Source organism: Rickettsia endosymbiont of Villa modesta (genome assembly GCF_964026485.1).
Taxonomy (GTDB): domain Bacteria; phylum Pseudomonadota; class Alphaproteobacteria; order Rickettsiales; family Rickettsiaceae; genus Rickettsia; species Rickettsia asembonensis.
On sequence record NZ_OZ032157.1, the window covers coordinates 1281473 to 1307356 of the forward strand.

The following is a 25884-nucleotide window of genomic DNA, read 5'->3' on the forward strand; positions in this document are numbered from 1 at the left end:
TCTAATACTACCAATTCTTCAGGTAAAAGAAGTATACACTATCAAGTGCTCTATTCTGCCAGGCAGTAACTTCCTCTAAAATACCATCAGTTACCTTTGATATTAACTCAGATGATACCTTGGTAGCATATAGTTCTTCTAAGTGTCCTTGTATTTCCCTAATGGTCATTCCCCTAGCATATAAGGATATTACTTTATCATCAAATCCTTCAAATTTTCGTACTCCTTTTGGAATGAGTTGAGGTTCAAATTCTCCATCCCGATCCCTTGGCACTTCTACTGTCAATTTACGACCTTCAGGATCTATTAAAGTCTTTTCATAATTGCCATTACGTCTATTCTCTGACTCCTTGGCATTCTTAGAATGCTTCTCATAACCTATATGAGATTCCATTTCTTTCTCTAAAATCTTATTTACTATCTGCTTTTTAAATTCCTGAAATATCCCTTCTTTGCCAAATATCTCAGATGGATCACTTTGTGATAGTATTTCTGATACTACTTTTTCTATAGTCGGATTTGATACTTTGCTCTTATTCTTCATATTAGCCTCATGTAAGTTGTTTTAATTAATTTTATTCTTAACTATTTTTACAACTTACACAAACTTTCTGACACCCTCATTCTATACGAATATTTTTTGAAAATATTGAAAAATATAAAAATAAAATTTCTTCATTGGTAAATGACAATTTTCAAACCATTGTGCCTAATCATTTTAACAACTCTTCATGTTGAAGAAGTATACTACAATAAAACGCCTCACTCATTGCTTGAACTTTAAGGAAAATATTTTCTATAGGATCAAGAGATTTTACAGTAAATTTATTTTGTAAGGTATAACTGTTCTTAACATTTGAACTGAGGTTATAAAATAGTACATTCCCTTTTTGCTGTATGTTATACTTTTTTAATAATTCATGCCCTTTAAATTCGTCATATTTATAATTATTAAAAAACATTTCAATTACGCCGATTTTCTTTTCTATAATTCTCTCAGCTTCTTCATCTAAATATTTAAAAAGGTATAAGTATTGTTTCTATTGCAGCATTTACATTTTGTAAATATGGAAGATTTTTAACTATCGTATTTGCTTTAAGAGTAGGATTAATTGTTCTAAACTTTAGTAATTACTATATTATTGCTAGAGTTAATATGAGAAGAATGTTCTATAATGGAAGGTTTAGAATTTTTCATAATAAATAACCTATAAATTTGGCGTGCATTATAAAATAAATTCTATTTTCTGTAAAGAATAATTAATTTTTAAATGAAGTTTTAATAAAAAGATACATAGTATGATCTGCTATTATTAGACACGGTATTGTTTATCAATATAATTCTGCGATATTTTTCACAGTTATTAATACTCTGCTTTTACAAAATAAAGTCCGGATGCGGGAGCAGTAGGACCGGCGGCTTTTCTATCTTTGGCTTCTAGAATATCTTTAATTTGTTCTGTTTGCCAAATATTCTTACCGACAAGCACTAAACTACCGACAATATTACGCACCATATGATGCAAAAATGATAGGGCTGAAAGATATAATTTTATTTCTTCGTCTTCTCTAACAATATTAAGTTCAGTTAAAGTTTTAATCGGTGATTTTGATTGACATGAGCTAGCCCTAAAGGAAGTAAAATCATGTTTGCCTAATAGATAAGCGGCAGCTTTTTGCATAGCTAGAATATCTAAAGGTGAACTAATCCACCATGCTCTATTTAAATCAATTACCGATGGATAAGGTCTATTAATAATTCTATATATATAATGACGAGAGGTGGCTGAAAATCTTGCATGAAAATTATTTGGGACTATTTCGCAATGCCATACCGCTACTGCATAAGGTCTTACAAAATAGTTGATAGCTGTAATAATTTTATGAGGTTCTAAATGTTTTGAAAGATCAAAATGTGCTACTTGACCTATAGCATGAACACCGGCATCTGTTCTTCCTGATCCAAACAATACTATTTGTTCACCGGAAAATTTATAAATCGCTTCTTCTAGTATTTGTTGTACCGACATTACTCCTGCTTGCCTTTGCCAACCTGCAAGATCCGTGCCTAAATATTCAATGGTAATCTTATATCGATACATAAGGGGATTGTTATTGTCATTCCTGCGGAAAGGATACCTAAGCCGTCATTGCGATGAGGCATTGCCCGCGTGGACCGAAAAATCCGTTCGGTGTCATTCCCGCGTAGGCGGGAATCCAGAAAAAAAGTATAAATATACTTCTTTTACCTGAAGAATTGGCAGTATTAGATATTAATTATCCATAAGAACATTGATTATTCGCTCATCTAAATATTCATTTTCCAACTTTTCAAGTTAAAGAAGTATATACTTCTTCAACATGAAGAGTTGTTAAAATGATTAGGCACAATGGTTTGAAAATTGTCATTTACCAATGAAGAAATTTTATTTTTATATTTTTCAATATTTTCAAAAAATATTCGTATAGAATCAGTAAATGTCTCAAAATTCGCATAAAATTTATTGTTACTTACAACAGAATGCATAAATTCCCACAGTCGTTCAATTGGATTCAAATTAGGACTATATGCTGGCAAAAATAGTAACTCTATTTTACTGTATTGTAGATATTCTTTTACCTTTTTTGACCTATGATATCCAGCATTATCGCATATCAAATAAATCTTACTTTTATCTTGATTATTTGCTTCTAATTCCTTTAAAAATTCAATAATATAATCACCATTAACCTTAGGATTGTCAGTTGTTACTACCTCTAAATCCTTAAGATTAATAGCACCAATAATATGTTTACGCTTCCAACCACTGAAACTTGGTAATGTTTTAACTACATTCTTTCTAATCCAACCAAATCTTGCTCGAGTTTGGTATTGAGGATGAACACTATCCATAAAATAAATAGACTCATCTTTAGCTAAATTATTTTTTAGCAAACTATATTGCAGCTTAAATTCCTCTTGCTTAGCTAAATCTATTTTTCCAGGAATTAACTTAGGTTTCTGATAACTAAAACCAAGTCTGTGTAACAGCTTGATTACCCCAGCTAATGTATAGATTACTCCATATTGACGTTCTATGAACAAACCTATATCTCTAGCATGCACATAATTATTATTTTCTAGATGAACTATTAACTCTGCTTCCTCCTGTCTAGTAAGTTTACTATCACTACCGCCATTTCCAGGCTTAAGCTTCTGAGCATTATGATAATCTATACTTCTTTAACTTGAAAAGTTGGAAAATGAATATTTAGATGAGCGAATAATCAATGTTCTTATGGATAATTAATATCTAATACTACCAATTCTTCAGGTAAAAGAAGTATACAGCAAATTTTTGAAATTAAAAGCTCGATTTATCTCGCTTTATGCTGTGGATTCCCGCTTCCGCGGGAATGACATCGGTATCCACGCAACAATGCCTCCTCGCAATGACGATTTGGTATCCATGCAACAAGTCGCGGGATGACAGCACAAATATTATCATGCTTCTAGTAAATCTGATGGATTACCGTCACCACGCTTTCCACCGCTTCTAAAGCTATTAAGCTTTTTGGATCTAATAGGATGTTGTAACTTTCTTAAAGCTTTGGATTCGATTTGTCTTATACGTTCCCTAGTTACTTTAAATTGCTGCCCTACTTCTTCTAATGTATGGTCAGTATTCATACCTATACCGAAACGCATTCTAAGCACTCTTTCTTCACGAGGCGTAAGAGTTGCAAGTACTCTAGTGGTAACTTCTCGTAAATTTGACTGAATTGCCGCATCAATCGGTGCTACTGCATTCTTATCTTCGATAAAATCGCCTAATTGGCCGCCGTCACTATCATCACCTACGGGATTTTCAAGGCTTATAGGTTCTTTAGCTATTTTCATGACTTTACGCACTTTATCAAGCGGCATTGAAAGACGGTTAGCGATTTCCGTTGCCGTCGGTTCATAGCCGAGTTCATTAAGCATTTGCCTTGAAGTACGCAGTATCTTATTAATTGTTTCAATCATATGCACAGGAATACGTATAGTCCTTGCTTGATCTGCAATAGCCCTTGTTATAGCTTGTCTAATCCACCAAGTAGCATAGGTAGAGAATTTATAGCCACGGCGATATTCAAATTTATCCACCGCTTTCATAAGTCCTATATTACCTTCTTGAATTAAATCCAAAAACTGCAATCCCCTATTAGCGTATTTTTTAGCGATAGATATAACTAAACGTAAATTCGCTTCTATCATATCTTTTTTTGCTTGTAGCGTTTGTCTCTCACTTTTTTGTATAGTATTCACTAGTTTTTTAAAATCATTAACTAAAAGCCCGGTATTAGATTCTATAAGCGATAATTCGGCAATCATTTGATCTATATAATCCGATTCTTTAGTAATTAACTCTTTCCAAGCAACTTTTTTATTTTTCAGCATTTTTTCTTTCCATGCTGCATTGATAACCGATCCTATATATTCATCTAGGAAATTTTGACGAGTTACTCCGTATTTTTCAGCAAGTTTTAAAAAGGCTGTTTCTTTATTAATTAAATCACGATTTATTCCATACATCTTACCTAAAATTTCTTCTGTTCTTTTAGAATTAAAATGTATTTCCGAAACTTCATTTATCAATAATTCCAAATTATTATTATATTTTTTGCTATTTTGTAAAACCTTCGGCTCAAAAGATTTCTCATAACATTTTTTAGCTTCAATGAGTAGCTCTTCGCAGATAAAAGAAATCTTTTTCATACGCTCTATGATATTAGGTAATATCTGCGTTTCTACTCTAGACATAGATAAGTGATTATCCTCATGCTCTTCTCCTTCGGTCTCACTACTATGTTCTTCATCATTTTCGGGTGTTTCGTCATGTAACATGTTAGCTTCTAAATCTATCAGATCACGTAGTAACATTTTTTCATTAACTAAATCTTCATACCATACTATAAAACAACGCATAGCAATAGGGCTTTTGCATAAGGAAGCAGTCATTGTTTTACGTCCTTCCTCAATCCTTTTTGCTATTTCTACTTCGTTTTCACGAGTTAAAAGATCGACTCCCCCCATATCCTTAAGATATAATCTTACGGGATCATCGGTAGTACCTATATTTTCTTCTTCTACCTCATCCTCAGGGTCATTATCAACATTGGTAGATAGCTTAAATTCTTCATCCATTCCGATATCAAGCTTAATTTCATCATCTTCGTTAGATTCTAAAATATCTACTCCTGCATCGGAAAATTTTAATATAGCTTCCTCTAATTGTCTTATTGAAGGATTTTTATTAAGAGGAAGAGCTTTGTTTATATCATCATAAGTGACCGGTATCTTTTTAGATTTAGCTTTTTTAAGTAAACTATCTATTTTATCTAGATCATTGTCTATATTGCTATTGCTCATTAAATACCTATATGCTTTTTTCTTTTAAAAGAAGTTTGAAATAATTAAGTTATCGTGTGATTAATAAAAGATTCGTTTAAAACTTGAAGTTCATTTGCAATCTTCAGAATTTCTTTTTTATATAATAAAACCTTTTCAAAGTCGTGATTGTCTGTACTGTTTATGGTAATAGCGTATTCCTGTTGTAAATTTATTAGATAATATTTCTTATGTAGCCACTGCCATAATAAATCCAGTCTGATATTATTTTTATTAAATGAGATATCTAAAAACAAATTATCCGTTTTTGATAATAATAAAAAAATATCAAAAAAGCTAGTTTTTTCCACAATTGCAGTAATTTCACTTGCTTCTACGTTATTATCTATAATCTCGTTTAAATACCAATTACGGAATTCTTCAAGCGACTTATTATTAAAATTTAAATTTAAGATGAAATCTCTAATATCTTTTTCTTCAAGTATTATAGGAAATTTAACCAATAAAGCACAAAAAGCGTGTTCTAGCATTTCAAGCTCTGAATAGCCGTGACTTGAAATTATAGGAGCCGAATTTGAGTTTTTAGTTGTAGCTTTCTTCTGATTTGTGACTAAATTTTGCCATATTTGATCTTTAAAAAACCTGTAATAACTTGCTTTTAAATTACTATCCGATATTTTACTGCAGTAATCTTTTAAATTTTTCTCTAAATTAGCTTTTTCTTCTGCAGTTTTAAAACTCTTGCCACTATACTCAATATGCCAAATCATTTCTGATAGGCTTATTCTTTTATCTATAAGCTTTGCAAAAAAATCAGCACCGTTTTTATTTACTGCATCGTCGGGATCAAGTCCGCTTGGTAACCTAATAAAAGAAATTTTCTTTTCACTATTAATAAGCGGTAATGCTAAGTTAATAGTTCTTATGCTAGCTTTTATACCTGCATTATCTCCGTCAAGACATAATATAATTTCATCACCGGCACGCCATAATTTATGTAAATGATTTTCAGTAACGCTAGTACCAAGGCTTGCCACCGCTTCGCTAAAGCCTGCTTGATGTAGTGCTATAACGTCAAAATAACCTTCTACTAGAATCGAGTGATTTTTTTTATAGCTACTGCTTATCGCTTTATGCTCACCGTATAGAGTTTCACTTTTTTGAAATACTGTAGTTTCAGGTGAATTCAAGTATTTAGGCAGCCCCTCCCCTAGTACCCTACCGCCAAAGCCTACAATTTTATTGTAAATATTTCTAATTGGAATAATAATACGGTTAGAAAATAAATTATATATTTCACCGTTTTCTCGCTTGCCGATTAGCCCTGCTTTACCAAGCTTTATAATATCTATATTTTTATCGTGAACAAACTTTTCAAATTTATTATTCTTCGGAGCGAAGCCTATTGAAAACTCTTTTACTGTTTCTTCGGTAATACCCCTTTCGTGTAGATAATTTAATATTTCAGGCGTTAATTGTGTCCTGAAAAATTTATTGGCGAGTTCTAAAATATTTAGAATTTCATCGGATTCTTCATAAAATTCTTTCTGTTTCGCAGTTAATTTCGGTATCTCTATACCATAATCGGTTGCAAGCTTTATAGCAGACTCATTATAGGATAAACCGCTAATATTAGAAGTAAATTTTATCACGTCACCGGCTGCTTTACAACCAAAACAATAGAAAAATCTCTTACTATCACTAACTGTAAAAGATGGGGTCTTTTCTTGATGGAAAGGACATAAACCTACATAGTTACCGGATTTTCTAGTTAAAGCTACTTTTTGCCGCACTACATCAGATATGTTAATGCGGTTTCTTAAGAACTCATAAAATTCCGGTGTAACTCTCATTATATTACAATATGTAGGAAAGAATAGCTGTAGATAAACAATAAGAAAGCGGTATAGATAAATTATCGTTAATTCTTAAATCTTTTGAATAAAATTCAGCTGCTGTAGCCCCTATGCAGCTTATAATGATAATAATAAAACTCGTATTGTACACTAAATAGAAATACACTAATATACTTATAAAAATTGCAGAAGCTAAGAAAGTAACAGAACCTGCTATAGATTTACCGTTACCTAAGCTATTTCCTATTTTAACGCCGACAAGAGCCGCTAAACAATCTGAAATAATTAAAATCAACCACGAACAAATCACTAGATTTTTAGGGAAAAGAAGAGCAGTTAAGAAAAAACCGAGCATCATAAAACTAATGCCGCTTAGAGCAAAAGAACCGTTATTTTCTTCGAGCCTTATAACTTTTGAAAAAAATCTAGTTACAAATTCGCTAATTTTTGCATTATTATGACGTGATACATCTAAATATAATGTAATAGCCGTTATTATAAATAATAATAACGTAATAGCGGTTCTTGGAATAAATAAATAAAGCAACGGAAATATTATAGCCGATAGGTGGAAAATTTTACGCTTTTTCTCAAAGTCAAAATCTTTAATTTCCATAGGATTACTAATTTGTTGCTATTGTTTATGAAAAATAATACCTACATCATTACAAGAAAGCATTGATGTTGTTGCATAACTCGAAAAACGCGTTCGATGTCATCCCCACGTGGCATCGTTGCGTGGATCAATTTCACCTCTGTCAAGCCACGGGGTGACACAGTAGGTTTTACCGATCCACGCAATAATGTCTCCCCGCGTAGGCGGGGATCCAGAATAAATAACTTTAATACTATATAGCAAGTTACATATTTGATAAAATAAGCATATAAAAAACAAGTTTTTTTATATGCTTTACTGGATTCCCGCCTTCGCGGGAATGACATCTAAATTTAAAATTAACTGTTTTTAGGCAATGCCAAATAATTAAAAAGGCTTATTTGACAAATTTAACTATTACAAATATACTTGCTGAAACCTATATTATTGAAAATAGTATACTAAAATTACTAAATCTATACAATATAATTATGAATACAAAATTTCCTATCACCGCTAAAGGTTTTGAAAAATTAGAACACGAGCTTAAACATTTAAAACATGTAGAGCGTAAAAAAATTAGTGAAGATATAGCCGAAGCACGAGAACACGGCGATTTATCCGAGAATGCGGAATATGAAGCGGCACGTGAGAAACAAGCATTTATAGAAGGACGTATTAAAGAGCTTGAAGATATGACGGCAAGAGCGGAGATTATTAATATTGGTAAATTATCAGGAGATAACATAAAATTCGGAGCTACGGTTACTTTGATTGACGACGATACTGAAGAAGAAGTAACGTATATTATTGTAGGAGAATATGAAGCCGATATAACTAGAAAAAGAGTTTCAATCGCTTCTCCTATAGCAAAAGCTTTGATTGGAAAATCGGTAGGTGATTTTGTAGAAGTTACAACACCGAAAGGATCTAAATCATACGAAGTAGTTACCGTTGAATATAAAGAACTAGAACTTTAGCTTAACTTTTTCTTATTATCATAAAGAAAGCTAAGCTAATACTGCATTAGACCTTTTTGTAAACTCTTATAAAGAGAAGTTTGAAGAAGATACTTCTACTCTTTGCAATTGGCTAAAATACCTTATTTTATCACTATAACCTCTCCGCCGCAGTTCTTGTGACAGATATGATAGTTTTCAATGCAACGCCAACTACAACTAGAATTATTGCAAAGATTATTTTGATGGCTACTAAAGTGCTGCATATATTTGTTATCTTTATTGCTTTTGGCAGCTTGTTGTGAGATTAAATAGTTATTTTGAGCATTTAGTTGATTAAGTAAATTACATTGCGTATTATACATATCACAACTTTGCATACATCTTTCTTTTTCTAATAAACATTCATTAGCACATTTTCTACCTTCTGCAGTACTTGGGGGAATAATTTCATATCTTGTAGTACAAGAAGTAATCATTAGAAAACACAATATTAGACCATAATGTGCAATTAAATTCAAAAAGCCGTTTATAAGAGAATTTTTTGATCTATATGTTGTATGCATAAGTTATATAGTAGGATAGATGAAGAGTAGTAGCTTATTATATTATTTATACACAGTCAAGCCAACAGATTCATTTATTTTTTCTTAAACATCTCAAGCATTCTTTTTGTCACTATAAACCCACCGAAAATATTTATAGAAGCAAGCAGCGTTGCAAAATACCCAAGTAAACCGGAAAACCCAAAAGCAGAGCTACTTGCGGCAATCATAGAACTAAGAACTATAATCCCTGAAATAGCGTTAGTAATAGACATAAGCGGAGTATGGAGTGCAGGCGTTACTTTCCACACTACATAATATCCGACAAAAGAAGCTAATACAAAAATGGTTATAGCAAATACTAGCGGGTCTATAGTACTTGGGTTTGTTTGCCAACTAGTATCTATTACCAAATCTTTTAATTTATCTGATAATTCTTGGGTATTATGGGCAATTTCAGCAGCCTGTTTCGCTATTATAGGTAATTGATTCATATATTTAATTTCTCACTCACAATTTTTCCGTCTTTAGTAATCAACATATCACGTACTAACTCATCATCCATATTAAATTTACCGTCTTGCAGGGCATAACTAAGAAAATTATATAAATTCTTAGAGTAGAGTTTTGAGCTATCGGTAGCAATTTTAGTAGCAAGATTTGATAAACCTATTATGATAACACCGTGTTTAGTAACGATCTTATCAGGTTCTGAACCTTCCACATTTCCTCCTGTAGAGGTCGCTATATCAACAATCACTGAGCCGTGTCTAATAGATTCCAGCATTTTTTCCGTAACAAGCAGAGGTGCTTTTTTTCCTGGAATTTGGGCAGTAGTAATAACTATATCATATCCTTTAATGATTTTTGCTAAAAACTCTTCTTGTTTAGCCTTATAATCTTCTGAACGCTCATTAGCATAACCTGATTTATCTTGTAAATCTTCCTGTAGTTCCGGCGAAACAAACTTAGCTCCTAAGCTTTCTACCTGCTCTTTGGTAGCAGCTCTTACGTCATATCCTGCAACAATACTACCAAGCCTTTTTGCCGTTGCAATAGCTTGTAGTCCCGCAACGCCGATACCAAGCACTAAAGTTTTGCATGGCGAGATCGTGCCTGCTGCCGTCATCATCATTGGAAAAGCTCTTGTATAATGATAACTTGCTTCAATTACGGCTCTATAACCAACTAAGTTACTTTGAGAAGATAAAGCATCCATATTTTGAGCTTTAGTAACTCTTGGCACAAACTCCATAGCAAATGTCGTAAGATTTTTTTTAGCTGCCGCTTTTATATATTCATGATTTAAATAAGGCGATAGTAAGCCTATAACAATTGCTCCTTTTTTTGCAAATTCAAGCTCACTATATTTATCCGTAACGGATGAAGGTTGTACCTTTAATATAATATCGGCATCGGAAATAATTTCGAGCGGCACTGAAGATATCTTAGCACCTAGAGCGATATATTCTTCATCAAGAAAACCGGCAGAAAGCCCTATATCTTTTTCTACCGTAACCGCATAGCCTTTTTTGACTAGCAATCCTGCTACTTCAGGCGTTATAGCGGTACGCGACTCATGCTTGGCTTTTTCTTTTAAAGCAACGATTTTCATAAATATCATTTGTTTTAACAAAATAACTAAGGTAGTTTAAACATAATTTAAAATATAAAACAATAAAAATGAAAAAAATATTCTTAATTATTATTTGTGTTTTTATAAATTCAGTTGTAGCGTTTGGAGCAGATGATAAAGCAACTATTTCGGAGCTAAAAACTTATCTACGTACGATAAAATCGGTTGCGATAGATTTTACTCAAGAAGATTCTCACGATACTACGGTTAAAGGAAAATTATTGATTAACAAGCCTAATAATTTCAGATGTAATTATTACCCTCCTTTTCCCATAGTCATAGTCGGTACTAAAAATTTCGTATCGATGTACGATTATGATATGGAGCAGGTAAGCCGAATTAGTCGAGCTGAAAATATATTTAATTTTTTATTAGAAGATAAAGAGCATTTTGACAAGGATTTTGTTTTTGAATCGGTAGTTAATGAAGGAAATATTTTTAAAATCACTATCTATCATACTTTAACGGAAAAGCGTAGCGAAATTACTTTTAATAAAGCTAATAAACAAATTGAGCTACTCAAAATATTTGAAGATCATGATATAGTCACTATTACTTTTGATAAAATAGCTAAAGTACAAAAATTTTCCGATGATCTGTTTAAAATAAAAAATCCCGAAATATTCGGCCCACCTGAGAGGTTAACAAAATCGGAAATAGAAAAAAAATATGTTGTTTCTTGAAAATAAACAGGTTATGTTAATTATGCTAGTAGTGGGCATTGTGCCCATTTAGTCGGTCAGGTCTGAAAGGAAGCAGCCGGAGTGGGATTTGATGGGTCATTACTAGCATGCCGTGGCTTAACCGACATTGCCCGCATGGCTCGTTTATGTCATTCCCGCGTAGGCGGGAAGGCATTGTTGCGTGGATCAATTTTACCTCTGTCATACCGTGGCTTGACACGGGATCTAGTTAAAAATACTAAAATTATTAGTATTTTTTATTGTTTTTATGGACCCCGTGGTCAAGCCACGGGGTGACACAGTAGGTTTTACCGGTCTACGTAACAATGCCACGCGGGAATGACACTGAAAAAATCAAATCACTCTTCAAAATTTAAATCGTGCTAGATATAAATTCATCTAATCAGTATATTCCTTTTGCAAGGAAATATCGTCCTAGTAATTTTACCGAGCTTCAGGGGCAAGAGGTATTAGTCAAAGTTTTAAGCTATACTATTTTAAATGATAGGCTCACTGGAGGTTATCTTTTAACGGGTATTAGAGGAGTGGGCAAAACTACCTCGGCTCGTATTATTGCTAAAGCCGTAAACTGCTCTGCTTTAATTACCGAAAATACGACTATTAAAACATGCGAAGAATGCACAAATTGCACTAGTTTTAATAACCATAATCATCCTGATATCATCGAAATTGATGCGGCAAGTAAAACTAGCGTAGATGATATACGTAGAATCATAGAATCCGCTGAATATAAACCTCTACAAGGGAAGCATAAAATCTTTATTATTGATGAGGTGCATATGCTTTCTAAAGGAGCATTTAATGCACTTCTTAAGACTTTGGAAGAACCGCCGCCTCACATAATATTTATTTTTGCAACTACGGAAGTACAAAAGATACCTGCAACTATTATCTCAAGATGTCAACGTTATGATTTAAGGCGGTTGAGTTTTGAAGAGATTTTTAAGCTACTTGAAGATATAGCTAAGCAAGAAAATTTAAAAACCGATATAGAGGCTTTAAGAATTATAGCTCATAAGTCTGAAGGGTCAGCACGTGACGCAGTCTCTATTTTAGATCAAGCAGCTAGTATGTCTGCGAAATCCGATAATATAATTACTCCTCAAGTAATTAATCAAATGCTTGGGCTTGTTGACGCTTCCGTTATAATGGAATTTGTAGAATATATAATTCATAGAGAGACAGAAAAAGCCATAAATTTAATCAATAAACTTTACAGCTTTTCGGTTAATCTTGAGATTTTTATAGAATCGGTAGCAGATTTTATTGCCTATCTTAACAAAGTAAAAATGTTACCTAATTATAGTTTGCCGATATATGAATCATTTAATGATAGAACTAAAAACATATTAGATAAAATCAGTTTGCCGCATTTATCAATCTTATGGCAAATATATAATAAAGGAGTCGCAGAAATAAAGATTTCCTATAACGGGCTAACAGAAACGGAAATGTTGGTTATAAAATCTATATATTCGACGTCGCTACAGCTACTTGACGGTTCGGATAGTAATAATCAAAATTTAAATCAATTAATTACTCCGGAAATAAAAAAAAAATTTGAAATTGTAGATTTTCTTGAATATCTATATAAAAATAATGAGATAGATATATATTACTTCCTGCTTAATAACACGGAACTTAAAAATCTCAGTGATAATAGATTAGAACTTGTAAGCCTTGAAGTTACAAGCAAAATAAAAAAACAAATAGAAGATTTGTTAGCTGCTTTTACTAAAGAAAAATTTGAATTTATAGTAATAAAAGAACAGCACAAGCAAACCTTAAAGAATCAGTTAATCGGTAAGATTGAAGCAAGTAACGATTTTGGTTTAATTAAAAAACATTTCCCAAATATAGTAATTTCGGATATTTTACTTAAAAGCTAAAAATTAAAGGATAGAATTATGGTAAATTTTAATCAGTTTTTAAAGCAAGCCCAATCAATGCAAAAGAAAATGCAAGAAGCTCAAGAGCAAATGGCAAATGCAAGATATACCGGTAAAGCCGGCGGTGGGCTTGTTGAAATTACTATCACCGGTAAAGGCGCAGTTGAAAAGATTACGATTGATGAATCTTTATTAAAACCGGAAGAAAAAGAAATGCTTGAGGATTTAATTAAAGTTGCCTTTAACGATGCTAAAGAAAAATGCGATGAAGATTCTCAAAATTCTTTATCAGGAGCTTTAAATGGTATAAGCTTACCGCCAGGCTTTAAAATGCCGTTCTAAGCCGGCTTGTGTACGACTTAAAAGTCGTCCTTGCAAGGAAAAATTGAAAATTTTGACGAAGCAATCTCAGGATGCTTGACCGGATTGCCACGTCGCTTCGCTCCTCGCAATGACGATGAAGCCTAATAATTCAAGATCAATAAATCCTTATCAATTCTAAAACCTTTAAAACGCTCAAGTAGCGACATACCGAGCAATGAGATATCAAGTTCACCAAGACCTACATGACCTTTGACGTTCTTAAATTCCGTACCTATTACTACATTATTTAAAGTTATAGGGGCGGCTTTATTTTCGCCGTTAGCCGTTAGATAAGTTCTAGTATATTTTAATTTAGTTAAATCAAAACCTAATTTTTGAGCATCTTCTTTAGTCAAAGCTATATCACTTGCACCGGTATCTACCATAAATTTTATTTTAACATCATTTACAAAAGCATTGATATAAAAATGTCCGTCTCCGCTACGGGCTATAATAATTTCTCCGACTTCAGTAGACCATTTATATGATGGAATTAAAGCAGACATTACTCTATGATAAGCGTAGTTCAGCTCAAACCTAAAAGCATAACCAGTTATTATAACTAAGAAGATTGCTGCCCACATTGCTAATTGCAAACAACATTTACGCACTTCATTTTGGCTAATAGTACTGTAAATTATACTAAATAATATTAATAACGACGCACAAAAACTCCCTATATTTTGTGGTTCTTTAAAAAATTTTGGATAATGCTCATTAATATATCTATATAATAAACCGGTTACAACTACGGTGCTGAAAATTATAAAAATAAGTTTTTTATTCATATAATATAACTTTTTTAATCTATATATAATCAAACCAAAGTCCCAGCCCATTTTTAAGTGGAAAACTACCTTCTTGGTTCACTAGAATAATAATTCCAAGTTCTTCTGAGGGTATAAAACCAATAAAAGAATTAATACCGTTAATATAGCCTGAGTGAAAAATTAAATCCTTATTTGAGCGTCCTTTTACTTTAAGAATACGCCATCCAAGAGCGTAATATGACTCAATCATTTTTTGATCAATAGGCCAAATCAGTTGCCATTTAAATTCAAAAACATCTTTGTTTGATTTTACTATTTTATACATAATAATTACGATCTAAAGTACTTTTAGAAATAAGATTCGGTTTATAACCAAAACTAAGTTTGAATATTTCAATCATTCCATCTATCGATGCAAAAATACCGGCAGATGCAGGTACCGTCTTTGGGTAGTAAGGCGGAAACGGAAGCAATGTTATTACCTCTTGTCCGTCTATTATTGCTTTAGAATGCGGATAAGCAAGTTGTATACTTCTTTAACTTGAAAAGTTGGAAAATGAATATTTAGATGAGCGAATAATCAATGTTCTTATGGATAATTAATATCTAATACTACCAATTCTTCAGGTAAAAGAAGTATATATTCGGCTCTAGCGGTAATATTTGTATACTTCTTCAACATGAAGAGTTGTTAAAATGATTAGGCACAATGGTTTGAAAATTGTCATTTACCAATGAAGAAATTTTATTTTTATATTTTTCAATATTTTCAAAAAATATTCGTATAGAATCAGTAAATGTCTCAAAATTCGCATAAAATTTATTGTTACTTACAACAGAATGCATAAATTTCCACAGTCGTTCAATTGGATTCAAATTAGGACTATATGCTGGCAAAAATAGTAACTCTATTTTACTGTATTGTAGATATTCTTTTACCTTTTTTGACCTATGATATCCAGCATTATCGCATATCAAATAAATCTTACTTTTATCTTGATTATTTGCTTCTAATTCCTTTAAAAATTCAATAATATAATCACCATTAACCTTAGGATTGTCAGTTGTTACTACCTCTAAATCCTTAAGATTAATAGCACCAATAATATGTTTACGCTTCCAACCACTGAAACTTGGTAATGTTTTAACTACATTCTTTCTAATCCAACCAAATCTTGCTCGAGTTTGGTATTGAGGATGAACACTATCCATAAAATAAATAGACTCATCTTTAGCTAAATTATTTTTTAGCAAACTATATTGCAGCTTAAATTCCTCTTGCTTAGCTAAATCTATTTTTCCAGGCATTAACTTAGGTTTCTGATAACTAAAACCAAGTCTGTGTAACAGCTTGATTACCCCAGCTAATGTATAGATTACTCCATATTGACGTTCTATGAACAAACCTATATCTCTAGCATACACATAATTATTATTTTCTAGATGAACTATTAACTCTGCTTCCTCCTGTCTAGTAAGGTTACTATCACTACCGCCATTTCCAGGCTTAAGCTTCTGAGCATTATGATAATCTATTAAATGTTTTCTTATCCCTTCATCACTCAGTAATAACACTTTCGATATCTCATCAATACTATAGCTATCATCATACATGAAAACAGCTTTGATTCTATCACAAATCCTCTTATCCCTTTCGCTTCTATGGTAAAGCTTTAATTCTTCTTTTTCTACTGATGTTAATTTTCTATAAATCCATTCTTACTTAATAACACTTGCTGACTTCTTTGACAATTTTTCATTTACTAGAGGTATATATCTTGCGTTTTAAGCGTTGTACGCAAATTATCTATTGCAGCATTTAAACTTGATTTTTTACAATTTAAAGCTTCTTCAAGTAAACTAAAAACGATATTACTATATTTATAACATTGCCCTGGTTTACAACTAGCTTGTTGTTTTTGCAGCAGCATTAAAAGCTTTGAGCGACTCATTCCTTGCTCAATTTCAATATTTCCTGAAAATTGATAACCTGTTATATGGCTTAAAATATTATTAAGACTAATAGTATTTTTGAAGTATGGTAATTTGAATTTTTCATCAAAATCTAAACTTCCTTGATCTACCATTAATGCAATTGCCGTTGCTGAAACGGCTTTTGAAACCGATGCTAGCGGAAATAAAGTTTTGTCGGTAATAGCTCTTTTATTACCTTTCTGATTTCCAAACGTTGTTTTATAAATAACTTCACCTTTGTATAAAATTGCAATTGCTCCTCCTTGTAATTCGTCTTTTTGCAATTCGAGCTTTTTAATAAAACTTTTTAGTTTTTGAGGTAATTCTACTCGTGTCTGTGCAAAGACTGTACGATGTGATAATAGTAATATTATACTAAAAAATAAGATAAGCTTTTTATTCATACGGTGATATTATTTATTGATTCTATGTCATTCCTACGAAAGCAGGAATCCGGCTTTCTAAATAAATTATATACTAAATTTTTATATGATTTTTTTATTTTTACCATTTTTTACTGGATTCCCGCTTTAGCGGGAATGACAAAAGCTACTTTTAACCGCTATTGCTTTTTCTTTATCTTTTAATCTAGTTTTAGAAAGCTCTAATAAATAATTATCATCTAAAGCTTCAATGATTCTTGCATATAATTCAGCTGAAATTAAATAAGCAGTCGGTTTATTATGATTTAATAAGGCAACAGGCTCACCGCTTGCCTTATCTAATAATGCGGTAGGACTTTTTTTAAATTCAGAGATACTAACTGTTAGATTTGCATAAATATGTTCCATTATTAGACCTATAATTAATACTAAATTAAATACTAATTATAATTTGCAATTTTATATTTATCAAGAATATTACATTAAATCACCGATATTCTCTAAAAACAACCTAGCTCGATGCGATGCCGGTTTATTAAAAAACTCCTTAGCAGACTGATTTGCCAAAATCTGCCCTTGATCCATAAAAATAACACGATCCGCTATTAATTTTGCAAACTTCAAATGATGCGTGACTACTACCATACTCATTTGACCTTTTAATAAATTTATATTCTCTATAACATCTTTAATATTTTCGGGATCGAGTGCCGAAGTCGGTTCATCGAATAACAAAATTTCCGGTTTCATCATCAAGGCTCTTGCTATTGCTATACGTTGTTTCTGTCCTCCTGATAGACTTGCCGGATATGAGTCAAATTTTTGCGTTAGCTTAAATTTTGCAAGTAATGCCTTTGCCATAGAAATTGCTTGTTCTTTTGGCAAATTTAATACATTTACCGGTGTATAAATTAGGTTTTCTCCTACCGTTAAATGCGGAAAGAGATTAAAATTTTGAAAAACCATACCAACTTTTAAACGAAGCTTTCTTCTATCTTTAGATAATAGCTTCTTCCCGTCTACCAAAAAAGTACCGCTACTCGGTTCTTCTAAATTATTTAAAATTCTAAGCAGAGTAGTTTTTCCACTTCCCGAAGGTCCAATTATTACAGTAGTTTCTTTAGTAGTAAAATCTAAATCAATATTCTTAATTACGTAATTTTTGCCGTAACGCTTACAAACTTTTTCTAAAATAATCATAAACTAAACCGTAAATTTATAACCGTCATAAAGCGGCTTAACATTATTTGGAAGCATTTTCGTAATCTCATGATAATCTATCGTATGTCTCATATTGGTTAATAATATCTGCTCAGGTTTATATTTTTCACGCCATTCTAGAACTTTATCAAGCCCTGCATGATTCGGATTTGATTTATAATCCATACAATCTAAAATCCATATTTTTATATCTTTTAAAAATTTTTTCGATTCAGGCGGAAAATCGATTACGTCAGGCGAATAAACGAAATCACCTATACGTAAGCCCAAACTATCTATAGGTCCATGATGTTGTCTAAAAAACTGTACTTCAATAGTATTAATTTTAATTTTATCAAAAAAACTAACAGATTGAGTTGTGAGCATTTGCCCAAGCTTAAATAATTTATTGTTAAATAGATAATCAAATTTTGTATGAAGCTTTGCCACACTATCGTGATCTGTATAGATTACGAGCGGTTTACCTTGCATAAAAGTAAATACCCGTAAGTCATCTATACCGTTAACATGATCAGAATGATCATGTGTTAATATAGCACAATCGAGCTTATTTATCTTTTCTTGTAATAGTTGATTTCTAATATCAAAACCGAAATCAACTAATATTTGACTATTTTCATCGTTAATATATATTGCCGATCTAGTTCTTTTATTGTACTTTGAATTCGATAAGCATATACTGCAATCGCACCCGATCACCGGTACGCCGAGAGATGCTCCGCATCCAAGTATTGTTACTTGTAACATAAATATTTAAAATGATGTTTGAAGTTTTTTATAATTTTTGCGGCTTAAATCAAGAAATATTCTTATTTTTGAATAACATTACTAACATTGGTCTAATACCTTATTTTTTAAAAATAATTTCGTTTTGTTTTAATATCGCTAATTTCGCCTTAATATATATTTTATACTGTATATATTTTTATATTCAATTAAAGAAAATTAAAAATGATAATGAACGGCAAAATAAATTTTGGCACAATTATAATAAATTAGTTGAAATAGGTATAATATACGGGGTATTTGGTTTAATTTTTACCGCTCTTAAATTTTCAGTTAATTTCCCTCGCCCTTATTGCAGTCTTCCTGCTGATAGTTTCATGACCATAATAAATACTGCAAATGAAAGATGCTTTTCAAGCTTTCCAAGCAGCCACGCGGCTCTTAGCGTTTTGGTAACATATTTTATTTGGGATTATATTAAATTATCGTTAAAAATCTTAATGATTTGTGTTATCATACTCGTGTCTTTATCTCGTATAAGCCTTGCCATGCATTACCCAAGTGATATAATTTACGGCATTGCTATTGCATTTATAACAATACTGATAGGTAAATTAATTTATCGAATCTTTGCAAATAATACAATAAGAAAGGTTGGAGATTTAATTCTTACTATTGTCATCCCACGGCTTGACCGCGGGATCCATAAAAATAATAAAAAACACTAGTATTTTTTACCGGATACCGTGGTCAAGCCGCGGGATGACAGATTTGGAACAAACTTATGCTACTATACCGAAAATACTTTATAAAAAATATCTTACCGCTGCTTATAGTCGTTACTTTTTCAGTGACTAGTATAGTATGGATAACGCAAATATTAAAACTTTTATATTTATTTGATAAAGGTATAAAAGTTATGGACTTCTTCAGTTTAATAGTTCTAGTACTTCCTACTTTATTATTTATTCTGTTACCGGTAGTAACGGTTATTGCCGTGATCTATATCTATAATAATTTAAAAGTCGAGCGACAATTAATTATATTACAAGCTTCGGGAGTTAATAATGTACAGCTAGCATTGCCTGCTTTATATGTCGCATTAATAGTTATGCTACTTGCTTATTATATATCTTCTACCATCCTGCCGTTATCTCATATAAACTTAAAATCACGTTTAAACTTTATACAGAATAATTATATCTCAAGTATGATTGAAGAGAAAACTTTTAATAAAGTAACGAAAGATATCACTGTTTTTATAGATAAAAAATCAGCAGGAAATATTATGAACGGCGTAATAATATTTGATAATCGCAACGCTGATAACCCATCAGTAGTATTTGCGGGTTCAGGTACTCTTAATATATATGATAATAGCCCGATTTTTGAACTTAATAAAGGCATAAGACAAGAATATGACGTAAACGGTAATTTAACTCAGTTAACTTTTGATTCTTTAATGATAAAACTACAAAATGATAATCCTTTAGTATCGCAAAGAACTAAACATAATAAAGAAGCAAACGAATATTATATAAGCGAATTACTTGCCCCTCCTCATGATTTAGCTATTACTAAAAAAATTAAATTAATTGCTGAAGCACATCAAAGAATAATTTGGCCTTTATATAATTTTGTATTACCTTTTTTAGCACTTGCAGTTTTTTTGAGATATCCTTATAGCAAAAAAACAACTTTTATGCCGGTATTATTTTCTGCCTTAACAGTATTGCTAGTTACTTCAATTCATTTTATATTGCAAAATTTTGCTTCAAAAAATCTAGATTTTATTTTTGCTTGTTATTCCAATTTGGTTATTGCTTTAACGATCGGATTATATTTATTTGTACGTAAAAGAATATAAATCTATTCCACCTTATTCCACATTCCACGAAGATTTTGAGTAAAACAATCGATTTTATTTTCCTGCTCGGTAAATTTATTTATTTTAAATGTTAATTCTTTTAAATCTTCCGGTAAATCGGTTATTATAATTATCCTTTTAAAAACTCTTATATATTCTTTTGCTTGTAAAATTTTTCCTATATCCGTAGGCGAAATAATAACAAGCACACTAGCATTATTAGGATTTTGTAACTCATCGGTAATATAAATCGGCTGTTTTTCAGGCTGCGGATCCGTTTTACTTCCGTGAGGTATAAATTGCTTACGTGAATAAGTCCAAAGATTTTTATTGAGCATTTCTTGTTGATCTGCATCTGCAGTTAATATCACGCTTTTAAGATCAGAGCGATAGCATTTTTCTATCAGAAGCAATATCGATTTTAGAAGCAATTCATCGCTTGTTTGATAAATACTAAATTGCTGCATAAAAATTTTATGTTATTTTTTATGAGAAAATTTAAGTGGTACGGATGAAGGGACTTGAACCCCCACGCCTTGCAGCACAAGAACCTAAATCTTGCATGTCTACCAGTTTCATCACATCCGCGTATACTCGATGAACTTCGTCTACCTATTTATATTTATTTGAAGTACACAAAGATTTCGTTAAAAAATTATAATACACATCATATAATTTTTGTAAATCGCTAATTTTTGTGTATTCATTTATTTTATGTGCCGTTTCGGATAATAAACCAAACTCTATTAACGGACAATAATTTTTAACGAATCTCGCATCCGACGTACCGCCGCTTGTAGAGAATTCAGGCTTTATTTTAAGTATATGCTCTACTATTTTAGCAAATTCTTTTATTTTATCGTTTGGATTTTGAATAAAACTATCAGCAGAACTACTATATTCTAACTTATAATCTACTTTATATTCTTTGCAATATCGTTTAATAATTTCTTCTACCTGTTTTGCTAAAGTTTCTGCACTATGTAAATTATTAAAACGTATATTGAAAGATGCTTCCGTACTTGCCGGAATTACGTTTGAAGTATTATTACCGACATCGATATTCGTCACTTCAAGATTTGAACTTTGAAAAAATTCCGTCCCTTCATCAAGTCTTATATTTGTTAACTCATTCAATATTTTTATTAAGCAAGGCAACGTATTATTTGCTTTATGAGGATAAGCTACATGCCCGCTTAAGCCTTCTATATTTAATTTAAAGTTAACACTTCCTCTTCTACCGATCTTAATTGTGTCGCCTATTTCTTTTTCACAAGTGGGTTCACCGACAATAGCAAAATCCATCTTATGCCCTTGGTCATAAATATATTGCAGCATTTCTTTAGTACCATGCTTTGCTTTTCCCTCTTCATCACTGGTAAGTAAGAAACTAATAGAACCTTTAAAATCGGTATTATTTTTTATAAAATCTAAGCTAGCTGCTAGAAAGCACGCTATAGCCCCTTTCATATCCACCGCACCTCTGCCATATATCTTACCGTCTTGCTGGCTAGCCTTAAATGGACTCGCATTATGCCAAAGCTCATGATTACCTGCCGGCACTACATCTACATGCCCAACAAAGCAAATATTAGGCTCATTGCTACCGAAAACAGCATAAAGGTTAGTAACTTGCTCGCTTTTAGAATCGCCGAATATTTTTATTTCGGTCTTAAAGCCGTGCTGTTTAAGCAAATCATCAATATACTCCATAGCCCCGTCACTCTCAGGAGTTACAGACTTAAAACCAATCAAATCTTTTAAGTAGTTAATGTGCATAATATATTATATATACTTCTTCAACATGAAGAGTTGTTAAAATGATTAGGCACAATGGTTTGAAAATTGTCATTTACCAATGAAGAAATTTTATTTTTATATTTTTCAATATTTTCAAAAAATATTCGTATAGAATCAGTAAATGTCTCAAAATTCGCATAAAATTTATTGTTACTTACAACAGAATGCATAAATTCCCACAGTCGTTCAATTGGATTCAAATTAGGACTATATGCTGGCAAAAATAGTAACTCTATTTTACTGTATTGTAGATATTCTTTTACCTTTTTTGACCTATGATATCCAGCATTATCGCATATCAAATAAATCTTACTTTTATCTTGATTATTTGCTTCTAATTCCTTTAAAAATTCAATAATATACTTCTTTTACCTGAAGAATTGGTAGTATTAGATATTAATTATCCATAAGAACATTGATTATTCGCTCATCTAAATATTCATTTTCCAACTTTTCAAGTTAAAGAAGTATATAATCACCATTAACCTTAGGATTGTCAGTTGTTACTACCTCTAAATCCTTAAGATTAATAGCACCAATAATATGTTTACGCTTCCAACCACTGAAACTTGGTAATGTTTTAACTACATTCTTTCTAATCCAACCAAATTTTGCTCGAGTTTGGTATTGAGGATGAACACTATCCATAAAATAAATAGACTCATCTTTAGCTAAATTATTTTTTAGCAAACTATATTGCAGCTTAAATTCCTCTTGCTTAGCTAAATCTATTTTTCCAGGCATTAACTTAGGTTTCTGATAACTAAAACCAAGTCTGTGTAACAGCTTGATTACCCCAGCTAATGTATAGATTACTCCATATTGACGTTCTATGAACAAACCTATATCTCTAGCATACACATAATTATTATTTTCTAGATGAACTATTAACTCTGCTTCCTCCTGTCTAGTAAGTTTACTATCACTACCGCCATTTCCAGGCTTAAGCTTCTGAGCATTATGATAATCTATTAAATGTTTTCTTATCCCTTCATCACTCAGTAATAACACTTTCGATATCTCATCAATACTATAGCTATCATCATACATGAAAACAGCTTTGATTCTATCACAAATCCTCTTATCCCTTTCGCTTCTATGGTAAAGCTTTAATTCTTCTTTTTCTACTGATGTTAATTTTCTATAAATCCATTCTTACTTAATAACACTTGCTGACTTCTTTGACAATTTTTCATTTACTAGAGGTATATAAATAAAGTTCTAAATCAGATAAGATTACTTTATCCGCAAAGCTTAGATTACCGTCTTTTATGTAATAAATTGGGGGCATGAAAGGGAATATATTGTTGATGTTGTTGCGTATGCGTATGCAAACTTCGTCATTGCGAGCGACTGAATACTTTGTTGCGTGGACCAAAAAATCCGTTCGGTGTCATACCGTGGCTTGACCACGGTATCCAAAAAACAATAAAAATACTAAAATTATTAGTATTTTTAACTGGATCCCGCGATCAAGTCGCGGGATGACAGAGGTGAAATTGAACCACGCAACAACACCTTCCCGCATACGCGGGAATGACATAAACTGATCTAAGCGGACAAGGCCTTTAGTCGCTTGCAATGACAGTGTAGGCTCAAATCTTCCTAATGACTAAGCTAGCATTAGTACCGCCAAACCCAAACGAATTGGAAAGCACGTAGTCTATTTTAGTTTCTCTAGCTTTTAATTTTACTAAATCTATCTTAACCTCATCCATAGGGTTATCTAAATTTAAAGTTGGTGGTGCAATCTGATCTCGAATTGCAAGAGCTGAAAAGATAAACTCAACGCTTCCTGCCGCACCAAGCAAATGTCCTATTGATGATTTAGTAGAAGACATTAAAATTTGGGGATTCGCTTCTAAAAATAATTTTTGTACGGCTGCTAATTCTATTCCATCACCGAGATTAGTAGAAGTGCCATGTGCATTAATGTAATCAATCATATCGGGAGTGATAGCTGCATTTAGCATTGCATCTCTCATCGCTCTATAAGCTCCTCTACCTTCAGGATGCGGTGCTGTCATATGGTACGCATCACCTGTAGAGCCGTATCCTATAACTTCACCGTAAATTTTAGCCCCTCGATTTAAGGCATGCTCATATTCTTCCAAGACTACAACGCCTGCTCCTTCACCCATAACAAAACCGCTGCGGTCTTTATCCCAAGGTCTTGAGGCTTTTTCAGGATTATCGTTATATTTAGTACATAATGCTCTAGCAGCAACGAAACCTGTAACTCCAACAGGTGTAACCGGAGCTTCTGCACCGCCTGCGATCATAATGTCGGCATAGCCATGCTTTATCATACGCATAGCATCGCCTATAGCATGTGCTCCTGTAGAGCAAGCCGTTACTGCTGCTTGATTTGGACCGCTAAAACCGTATTTTATAGAAACAAGACCGGATAAAAGATTAATTAATGAAGCAGGAATAAAGAAAGGACTAACTTTACCGTTATTTTCTTGAAAAAGTTTTATAGAGGTGTCTTCGATCATTTTAAGTCCACCAATTCCTGAGCCTAATATCAAACCGGTTCTATCACGAGATTTTTCATCTTCGGGTAACCAGCCGCTATCTTCAACTGCTTCGGTTGCGGCTGCTACTCCGTAATGGATAAATTTATCCATTTTACTTAGTCTATTAACGTCATTTGCTTGTGTGAAGTTTTCAAGTTTAAATCCATCTTTCTCAGAGTTATCTATAAGTCCGGCAATTTTACACGCAAGTTTAGAAGTGTCAAATTCCGTAATAGTTTTTATACCGCTTATCCCATTTACAATATTTTTCCAAGATGAGCTAACATTAAGCCCAACAGGAGTAACAAGTCCAAGTCCAGTAATAACTACTCTTTTATTTACTCTTTGGTTCGACATTTTTAATTATCTATTAGGGATTTAATTTATGCAGATTAAGATTGGCGTTCTTTGATATATTTTATAACATCGGATACGGTTTTAATTTTAGTGGCTTCATCATCAGGTATATCAATACCGTATTCAACTTCTATTGCCATCATTAACTCTACGGTATCAAGACTATCGGCTTTCAAATCTTCTATAAATCTTGAATCCGTAGTTATTATCGATTTATCTTTATTTAGCTTTTCAGCAACCATTTCAATAACTTTCTGTTCGATCTTGTCCGTTGTACTCATAATTTTGAACTCCATAAATCATTTAATTTTATATGCCGCATAATAGCGGTTATTCAGCTATTAGACTT

The 25884-nt window shown here is 32.1% G+C and carries 29 protein-coding genes, 1 tRNA gene, 1 other RNA gene and 2 pseudogenes; 9 read left to right on the top strand and 24 right to left on the bottom strand.

Annotation, left to right across the window (positions count from 1 at the left end; all coding sequences use genetic code 11):
• Positions 1 to 7: 7 nt before the first annotated feature.
• The 6 genes from AC5584_RS07265 to AC5584_RS07290 all read right to left on the bottom strand — a co-directional run bounded on the left by AC5584_RS07265 (position 8) and on the right by AC5584_RS07290 (position 7843).
• Complete coding sequence (locus tag AC5584_RS07265) at positions 8 to 544, bottom strand: transposase (protein WP_499215983.1); 537 nt, start codon at positions 542 to 544, stop codon at positions 8 to 10.
• A gap of 820 nt (positions 545 to 1364) precedes the next feature.
• The gene (gene truA / locus AC5584_RS07270; protein ID WP_499216329.1) at positions 1365 to 2102 is read right to left on the bottom strand and encodes a tRNA pseudouridine(38-40) synthase TruA; all 738 of its coding nucleotides are present in this window, start codon (positions 2100 to 2102) and stop codon (positions 1365 to 1367) included.
• A 254-nt stretch (positions 2103 to 2356) separates the two neighbouring features.
• Positions 2357 to 3217, bottom strand: coding sequence for an IS630 family transposase (locus AC5584_RS07275; protein ID WP_499216994.1), 861 nt, complete (start codon positions 3215 to 3217; stop codon positions 2357 to 2359).
• 267 nt (positions 3218 to 3484) lie between these two features.
• The gene (gene rpoD, locus AC5584_RS07280; protein ID WP_499216330.1) at positions 3485 to 5392 is read right to left on the bottom strand and encodes an RNA polymerase sigma factor RpoD; all 1908 of its coding nucleotides are present in this window, start codon (positions 5390 to 5392) and stop codon (positions 3485 to 3487) included.
• Between the two features lie 44 nt (positions 5393 to 5436).
• Positions 5437 to 7224, bottom strand: coding sequence for a DNA primase (gene dnaG, locus AC5584_RS07285; RefSeq protein ID WP_499216331.1), 1788 nt, complete (start codon positions 7222 to 7224; stop codon positions 5437 to 5439).
• Between the two features lie 4 nt (positions 7225 to 7228).
• On the bottom strand, positions 7229 to 7843 hold the full coding sequence (locus tag AC5584_RS07290; RefSeq protein WP_499216332.1) for a diacylglycerol/polyprenol kinase family protein: 615 nt from the start codon (positions 7841 to 7843) through the stop codon (positions 7229 to 7231).
• A 96-nt stretch (positions 7844 to 7939) separates the two neighbouring features.
• Between AC5584_RS07290 and AC5584_RS07295 the strand changes: the two genes are divergently transcribed.
• Together AC5584_RS07295 and greA are read left to right on the top strand one after the other, a co-directional pair.
• A complete protein-coding gene (locus AC5584_RS07295) occupies positions 7940 to 8083 on the top strand; it encodes a hypothetical protein (RefSeq protein ID WP_499216333.1) in 144 nt (47 codons plus the stop codon).
• Positions 8084 to 8313: 230 nt separating this feature from the next.
• Positions 8314 to 8802, top strand: coding sequence for a transcription elongation factor GreA (gene greA / locus AC5584_RS07300; protein ID WP_499216334.1), 489 nt, complete (start codon positions 8314 to 8316; stop codon positions 8800 to 8802).
• A gap of 122 nt (positions 8803 to 8924) precedes the next feature.
• Here greA and AC5584_RS07305 read toward each other — a convergent pair whose 3' ends face one another.
• The 3 genes from AC5584_RS07305 to AC5584_RS07315 form a co-directional block, all read right to left on the bottom strand.
• Complete coding sequence (locus AC5584_RS07305; RefSeq protein WP_410526992.1) at positions 8925 to 9347, bottom strand: Aq_678 family protein; 423 nt, start codon at positions 9345 to 9347, stop codon at positions 8925 to 8927.
• A gap of 74 nt (positions 9348 to 9421) precedes the next feature.
• Positions 9422 to 9820 carry an NAD(P) transhydrogenase subunit alpha part 2 gene (locus tag AC5584_RS07310; RefSeq protein WP_410526993.1) on the bottom strand — a complete coding sequence of 133 codons (399 nt, stop codon included), beginning with the start codon at positions 9818 to 9820 and terminating at the stop codon, positions 9422 to 9424.
• Positions 9817 to 10941 (bottom strand): NAD(P) transhydrogenase subunit alpha, encoded by a 1125-nt coding sequence (locus AC5584_RS07315; RefSeq protein ID WP_499216335.1) that lies wholly within the window; start codon positions 10939 to 10941, stop codon positions 9817 to 9819. The genes AC5584_RS07310 and AC5584_RS07315 overlap by 4 nt, the downstream gene beginning before the upstream one ends.
• A 68-nt stretch (positions 10942 to 11009) precedes the next feature.
• On the opposite strand from AC5584_RS07315, the gene AC5584_RS07320 reads away from it, so the two are divergent.
• Complete coding sequence (locus tag AC5584_RS07320) at positions 11010 to 11645, top strand: outer-membrane lipoprotein carrier protein LolA (protein ID WP_499216336.1); 636 nt, start codon at positions 11010 to 11012, stop codon at positions 11643 to 11645.
• Between the two features lie 20 nt (positions 11646 to 11665).
• An RNA gene (ffs, locus tag AC5584_RS07325) (signal recognition particle sRNA small type) lies at positions 11666 to 11759 on the top strand.
• Positions 11760 to 11814: 55 nt separating this feature from the next.
• Here the strand turns inward: ffs and AC5584_RS07330 are convergent.
• Positions 11815 to 11975, bottom strand: a pseudogene (locus tag AC5584_RS07330) (tRNA lysidine(34) synthetase TilS); the annotation flags it as partial.
• Positions 11976 to 12025: 50 nt separating this feature from the next.
• Between AC5584_RS07330 and dnaX the strand changes: the two are divergent.
• Both dnaX and AC5584_RS07340 read left to right on the top strand, forming a co-directional pair.
• Positions 12026 to 13555 carry a DNA polymerase III subunit gamma/tau gene (dnaX, locus tag AC5584_RS07335; protein ID WP_499162449.1) on the top strand — a complete coding sequence of 510 codons (1530 nt, stop codon included), beginning with the start codon at positions 12026 to 12028 and terminating at the stop codon, positions 13553 to 13555.
• A gap of 18 nt (positions 13556 to 13573) precedes the next feature.
• On the top strand, positions 13574 to 13897 hold the full coding sequence (locus AC5584_RS07340; protein ID WP_499216337.1) for a YbaB/EbfC family nucleoid-associated protein: 324 nt from the start codon (positions 13574 to 13576) through the stop codon (positions 13895 to 13897).
• 122 nt (positions 13898 to 14019) lie between these two features.
• Here the strand turns inward: AC5584_RS07340 and AC5584_RS07345 are convergent, their stop codons facing one another.
• The 7 genes from AC5584_RS07345 to AC5584_RS07375 form a co-directional block, all read right to left on the bottom strand.
• Positions 14020 to 14706 carry a TIGR02281 family clan AA aspartic protease gene (locus AC5584_RS07345; RefSeq protein WP_499216338.1) on the bottom strand — a complete coding sequence of 229 codons (687 nt, stop codon included), beginning with the start codon at positions 14704 to 14706 and terminating at the stop codon, positions 14020 to 14022.
• A 19-nt stretch (positions 14707 to 14725) separates the two neighbouring features.
• Positions 14726 to 15013: a serine hydrolase gene (locus AC5584_RS07350; RefSeq protein WP_499216339.1), complete on the bottom strand. Its 288-nt coding sequence runs from the start codon at positions 15011 to 15013 to the stop codon at positions 14726 to 14728.
• A gap of 350 nt (positions 15014 to 15363) precedes the next feature.
• On the bottom strand, positions 15364 to 16401 hold the full coding sequence (locus tag AC5584_RS07355) for an IS630 family transposase (protein ID WP_499217039.1): 1038 nt from the start codon (positions 16399 to 16401) through the stop codon (positions 15364 to 15366).
• 50 nt (positions 16402 to 16451) lie between these two features.
• Positions 16452 to 17066 (bottom strand): serine hydrolase domain-containing protein, encoded by a 615-nt coding sequence (locus AC5584_RS07360; RefSeq protein WP_499216340.1) that lies wholly within the window; start codon positions 17064 to 17066, stop codon positions 16452 to 16454.
• Between the two features lie 126 nt (positions 17067 to 17192).
• Entirely contained in the window at positions 17193 to 17453 is a 261-nt protein-coding gene (locus AC5584_RS07365) for a type II toxin-antitoxin system Phd/YefM family antitoxin (protein WP_499216341.1), read from the bottom strand.
• Positions 17454 to 17522: 69 nt separating this feature from the next.
• Positions 17523 to 18245, bottom strand: a complete 723-nt coding sequence (locus AC5584_RS07370) for an amino acid ABC transporter ATP-binding protein (RefSeq protein WP_499216342.1) — start codon at positions 18243 to 18245, stop codon at positions 17523 to 17525.
• Between the two features lie 3 nt (positions 18246 to 18248).
• Positions 18249 to 19013, bottom strand: coding sequence for an MBL fold metallo-hydrolase (locus AC5584_RS07375; RefSeq protein WP_499216343.1), 765 nt, complete (start codon positions 19011 to 19013; stop codon positions 18249 to 18251).
• 14 nt (positions 19014 to 19027) lie between these two features.
• Here AC5584_RS07375 and AC5584_RS07380 point away from each other — a divergent pair, with 14 nt between their 5' ends.
• Positions 19028 to 19720, top strand: coding sequence for a phosphatase PAP2 family protein (locus tag AC5584_RS07380; RefSeq protein WP_499217040.1), 693 nt, complete (start codon positions 19028 to 19030; stop codon positions 19718 to 19720).
• Positions 19721 to 19776: 56 nt separating this feature from the next.
• A complete protein-coding gene (locus AC5584_RS07385; protein WP_499216344.1) occupies positions 19777 to 20859 on the top strand; it encodes an LptF/LptG family permease in 1083 nt (360 codons plus the stop codon).
• Positions 20860 to 20861: 2 nt separating this feature from the next.
• On the opposite strand, the gene AC5584_RS07390 is transcribed toward AC5584_RS07385, so the two are convergent.
• The 5 genes from AC5584_RS07390 to AC5584_RS07410 form a co-directional block, all read right to left on the bottom strand.
• Positions 20862 to 21326 carry a DNA polymerase III subunit chi gene (locus AC5584_RS07390; protein WP_499216345.1) on the bottom strand — a complete coding sequence of 155 codons (465 nt, stop codon included), beginning with the start codon at positions 21324 to 21326 and terminating at the stop codon, positions 20862 to 20864.
• A 36-nt stretch (positions 21327 to 21362) separates the two neighbouring features.
• Positions 21363 to 21447: transfer RNA gene (locus AC5584_RS07395), tRNA-Leu, on the bottom strand.
• A gap of 24 nt (positions 21448 to 21471) precedes the next feature.
• On the bottom strand, positions 21472 to 22638 hold the full coding sequence (dapE, locus tag AC5584_RS07400) for a succinyl-diaminopimelate desuccinylase (protein ID WP_499216346.1): 1167 nt from the start codon (positions 22636 to 22638) through the stop codon (positions 21472 to 21474).
• Positions 22639 to 22658: 20 nt separating this feature from the next.
• Positions 22659 to 23018: a transposase gene (locus AC5584_RS07405; protein ID WP_499217017.1), complete on the bottom strand. Its 360-nt coding sequence runs from the start codon at positions 23016 to 23018 to the stop codon at positions 22659 to 22661.
• 100 nt (positions 23019 to 23118) lie between these two features.
• Positions 23119 to 23709: a winged helix-turn-helix domain-containing protein gene (locus AC5584_RS07410; protein ID WP_499216347.1), complete on the bottom strand. Its 591-nt coding sequence runs from the start codon at positions 23707 to 23709 to the stop codon at positions 23119 to 23121.
• Between the two features lie 315 nt (positions 23710 to 24024).
• Here AC5584_RS07410 and AC5584_RS07415 point away from each other — a divergent pair.
• A pseudogene (locus tag AC5584_RS07415) lies at positions 24025 to 24179 on the top strand (MFS transporter); the annotation flags it as partial.
• Positions 24180 to 24254: 75 nt separating this feature from the next.
• Here AC5584_RS07415 and fabF read toward each other — a convergent pair.
• Together fabF and acpP are read right to left on the bottom strand one after the other, a co-directional pair.
• Positions 24255 to 25535: a beta-ketoacyl-ACP synthase II gene (gene fabF / locus AC5584_RS07420; RefSeq protein ID WP_499216348.1), complete on the bottom strand. Its 1281-nt coding sequence runs from the start codon at positions 25533 to 25535 to the stop codon at positions 24255 to 24257.
• A 35-nt stretch (positions 25536 to 25570) separates the two neighbouring features.
• Positions 25571 to 25831, bottom strand: coding sequence for an acyl carrier protein (acpP, locus tag AC5584_RS07425; protein WP_008579292.1), 261 nt, complete (start codon positions 25829 to 25831; stop codon positions 25571 to 25573).
• Positions 25832 to 25884 lie beyond the last annotated feature (53 nt).